We start from the raw sequence: 4,291 nt of genomic DNA on the forward strand, positions 1-4,291 counted from the left end.
CAAAAGGGGATAGTAGTCGTTAGGCTACTATCCCCTTTTTTTTGAAATTCATCGCGGAAGTTTACTTCTTTCTTTTTATGATTTAAGATATTAAGTAAGGTACCAAGTCTGAGTTTAGGGGTGATAAAGTGCAAAAATCTAATGTAATTAGTCAATTTGCAGACTGGCTTGAAACAGAAGGCAAATCTGTTAACACCGTCACTACTTATCAACGTGAAATGAAAAAATTTCAAGACTGGCTCTACAAATATCCTACTTATTTAGAGAACATATCTCAGCAAGATGTTCAAAATTATCTCTCTTTTTTAGAGCAGCAGGGGAAAAGTCCAATAACTATTGATAAAATACTTGGTTCTATTAGAACCTTCGCTAAGTTCTTGAGACGTCCAGAAATAATTTTAGATATTAAAGTTATGCCTATAGAAAAAAAGGGAGAATTAGAAATTTTAACATCTTTTGAGTACAATCAGCTGCTTCAAAAAGTTAAAAAAGATGGGCATGGAAGAAATATAGCTATCGTTTATTTATTGCTCCATACAGGTATTAGAGTATCTGAATTATGTTCTTTAAATAAGTCGAATATTGATCTTATAAAAAAGCAGTTAATCGTTAAAAATGGAATAACTGGTGAAGAGAGAGTTATTCCATTGTCAGAAGAAGCTAAGGAATATCTTCATAAATACTGTGATTCGTTTAACAGTGATGAAGCTTTATTTACTTCAAGATCTAATGAGCGGCTAACAGAAAGATCAATTCAATATATGTTGAAGAAGTATAATGTTCATCCACATAAATTAAGACATACTTTCTGTCAAAAGCTTATAGATAAAGGCGTAGGCTTGGAGATTGTTTCAAAATTAGCTGGTCATAAAGATATAAATGTAACTAAAAGATATGCAAAATCCAGGATGAAACAATTAGAATTAGAAGAGGCGATACAAAAAACTTTTATTAGCGATACGCTAGGGTGAGTTGTTTATTTAGTATTTACCCAAATTAATTTTTATAATACCAATGTCAAATGGACTATTAAATAGAATTCGTAAGAAAGATGAAGTAAATAAGAGATTGTTCTTATCAATTTTAGTCCTTTTTTTGATTATTTCCCGAAGGGAAAAAGACGGAATTTGCCCGAATATGGCCGGATTCCGTCTTTTGTTTAGGGTGCTGCTTTGGATAAGATGCATTATGTTAACTGCGGATAAAATAATTCTACGCACTCAAATATTGGATGCACAAAATTATTCTTTAATCTTATTTAGATATTTCTCTAATGCTTCTTCAATTAAAATATAGATGTTTTTTTCTTGCAATAAAGATTGCATTTTTAATTCTCTATGTAAGTCTGTTCTTAAATCAAAAGATACTCGTTTTCTTATTAACTTTTTTTCCTGCTTAAATGTTTTCTCTTCAATAATTTCTTCAGCTAAAGCTTGTGATGGCGTAATTTGCTTTTGAAGCCGCTTCAAATTTTTAATATCATTTACTTTGGACACGATCTATCAACTCCTTATAAAATTGCTCATATTGTAGTAAAGCCGGTTTTAACTCTGAGTTTTTATTGAATCCATATAAAGCTAAACGACCAATAGGAGCTCTTCTATTAATAACAGTTTTAAATACTTCGTTAGGATAATCTTCTGTAATCATTTCATTAAATGCTTTGGCATCACTTCTTCTTAAGTCATTTAATGTTCTTAAAATTCCTATTACCTCAGTACCTCTATTTCCATGTTTTTTAGCACTGGCGACGGATTCCATGAAGTTAGGAATTGCTGAGTAGCACCAGTTAGAACACTCAAACAACACTACTACATATTCACTAGCACATAATGCATTAGTTGTTTGTTCTGACAATGACGGTGGTGTATCAATAATAATGAAATCATACTCACTTCTTATATCATCTAAACTTTGATCTAGAATTAAACTAGGTATTCCTTTGAAAGGAATACTATCACCTTTATATGTTCTTCCCGTATAAATCCATCTTGGAAAAGTAGCTAAAAAATTAGTAGCAGGAAGTAAATCTAAATTTTTTCCTATAGGTAGGATGTAATCTTTCATATTTTGATTCTGCATTGCTTCTAGTATTGATTTTCCTACAAATTCATTAGAAGGTTGATTAGATATTAATTCAGTTAAATTACCTTGAGAATCCATATCTATGGCTAACACCTTATAGCCATCTCTGCTTAATAAATATGCTAGTATTCCAGCAGTAGTGGATTTCCCGCAACCACCTTTTTGTATTCCCATTGTAATAGTAATAGCCAAAACCACGCCTCCTTCCAACGTTGTTTTCTTCTTTTATTTATATAAACCTTTCTAGAAAAATAATTGAAATCCTTTAATATTATAAAATATAACAACTTTATTAGCAGAACTATTAATTCATTATTTTAAATAGACAGAAATAATGAAAAATTAATCATTCACCAAGTATTGTTTTGATTGTTTTATCATATATTGTTTTTATTGTTTTTATTGTTTTTATTGTTTTCAGAGGCTTAAAACTCTTATGTACCAAGGGTTCAGAGACCTTAACTATAACAAAAACTGAGTAAACTATAACAAAAACTGAGTAAACTATAACAAAAACTGAGTAAACTATAACAAAAACTGAGTCTTAACTATAACAAAAACTGAGTAAACTATAACAAAAACTGAGTAAACTATAACAAAAACTGAGTAATTTCCGAAAACTGATTCTGAATTTTCGGAAATATAACCTGAAGTAGACGCTCCTTTGCATTCTTTGTTATATTTTAGAATGATCATTAAAAAGGAGTTTTGATATGGGATCCAAAATAAGCGCGGACAACTTAATTACAAAATCAAATCAGCTTATTGAAGCAGCATATAAATTAACTGAGATAGAACAAAAAATCATCTTAACACTTATTAGTTTAGTGCAACCGAATGATAAGGAGTTTCAATCTTACACTTTTACAATAAAAGATTTCATTAAATTGATTGGCGGTAATAGTAATACGAGATATAAGGAACTAGAAGAAATTACGAGAAATATGTTAGCTAAAATTTATGAAATTAGGTTCGAGGAAAGATTGGTACAAGTTCAATGGTTATCCCAAGCTGATTACAACTATAAAAAAGGAACCATTGAGCTTACACTCCATAAATTTCTTACCCCATATTTATTAGAATTGAAAAAGGAGTTTACATCTTATCATTTAAAAAATGTAAGTAAACTAAAGGGACATTATTCTATAAGGATATACGAGCTACTAAAGCAATATGAACGTTTAAAAGAAAGAACTTTCAATATGGAAGATCTTAGACATAAGTTAGGGGCAACAAATATATATCCTGCTTACGGGAATTTTAAGCAACGAGTATTACTGCCTTCTCAAAAACAGATAAACAAAAAATCAGATATTACATTTGAATTTCAAGAGATTAAACAAGGAAGAGCTGTTAAAGAAATTAAATTCTTTATAAAACCTAAAGATTCCATTATTCAACCTCTACCAGTTCCGATATCTAATTCCATTAAAACTGAAGTGTTAAATACAGAAGAACTTGAAAAAGATCTTTTTGTTGTTTCTAAAAATGATATTAATGATATCAAAAGTTTGGCGAATGATTTAGGTTTCAAAGTACCGAATAAAACTATACAAAACTGGTTGGAGTATGGGAAAAGAAATGTAATTCAAGTAATGGAGTCAATTAGAGATAATTATAAAATAGAAAATCCAATAGGATTTATCACATACAAGTTAAAGAATGAGATAAGTAACGAAATTATTGAAGTGGATCCTGTTAATGATGCTATTCAAGATTTTATAAAGAGCCATATACCAAAGCGTAAAATTAAAAGAGTAGAATTTTTAACAGACTGGATGATGAAGAATGAGGCTTTGCAAACATTTATTAAATATATGAATGAAGATGATGCTTTAAATTTATGGAATTCAAAGAAGGAAGCAATAATGAAGGAATTGAATGATCGTAGGGGAAAAATGATGTTAAATTAAAAAGAACAAAAACCATTATGGTTTTTGTTCTTTTTAATTATTAATACTTGTTTAATTAACTACTATTGCTATAAAAGAGTTTATTATGTAGAATAGAAACTCGCTTCATTGAAGAAATTAGTAAGAAGCTTTAAAAAGAAGTTGACTTCCACGAATAATGGTGATACATTAATAAATGTCGCTAAAACGAATAAAAACTTTCTTTTTATACAAAATAAAAAAGTTTGTTCGTAGAAGTTGACGACGATGAAATGATATGTTATTATATAAAAGTTGCTCCTAATAGCAACGAA

At 29.3% G+C, this 4,291-nt stretch carries 5 protein-coding genes; 2 read left to right on the top strand and 3 right to left on the bottom strand.

The genetic code is table 11. The features are described 5' to 3' along the window. Nucleotides 1-128: 128 nt before the first annotated feature. The gene (locus LXM54_RS27550) at nt 129-971 is read left to right on the top strand and encodes a tyrosine-type recombinase/integrase (RefSeq protein ID WP_233319529.1); all 843 of its coding nucleotides are present in this window, start codon (nt 129-131) and stop codon (nt 969-971) included. Nucleotides 972-1,241: 270 nt separating this feature from the next. Here the strand turns inward: LXM54_RS27550 and LXM54_RS27555 are convergent, their stop codons facing one another. Together LXM54_RS27555 and LXM54_RS27560 are read right to left on the bottom strand one after the other, a co-directional pair. Continuing rightward, a complete protein-coding gene (locus LXM54_RS27555; RefSeq protein WP_233319532.1) occupies nt 1,242-1,496 on the bottom strand; it encodes a hypothetical protein in 255 nt (84 codons plus the stop codon). Further along, a complete protein-coding gene (locus LXM54_RS27560; RefSeq protein WP_128310140.1) occupies nt 1,480-2,277 on the bottom strand; it encodes a ParA family protein in 798 nt (265 codons plus the stop codon). Before LXM54_RS27560 ends, LXM54_RS27555 begins: the two co-directional genes overlap by 17 nt. 521 nt (nt 2,278-2,798) lie before the next feature. On the opposite strand from LXM54_RS27560, the gene LXM54_RS27565 reads away from it, so the two are divergent. Further along, a complete protein-coding gene (locus LXM54_RS27565) occupies nt 2,799-3,998 on the top strand; it encodes a replication initiation protein (protein WP_192486553.1) in 1,200 nt (399 codons plus the stop codon). Between the two features lie 83 nt (nt 3,999-4,081). On the opposite strand, the gene LXM54_RS27570 is transcribed toward LXM54_RS27565, so the two are convergent. Continuing rightward, on the bottom strand, nt 4,082-4,291 hold a 210-nt coding region (locus tag LXM54_RS27570), incomplete at its 5' end, for a hypothetical protein (protein ID WP_233319533.1).

It is taken from the genome of Bacillus sp. Au-Bac7, from assembly GCF_021341655.1.
GTDB lineage: Bacteria > Bacillota > Bacilli > Bacillales > Cytobacillaceae > Niallia.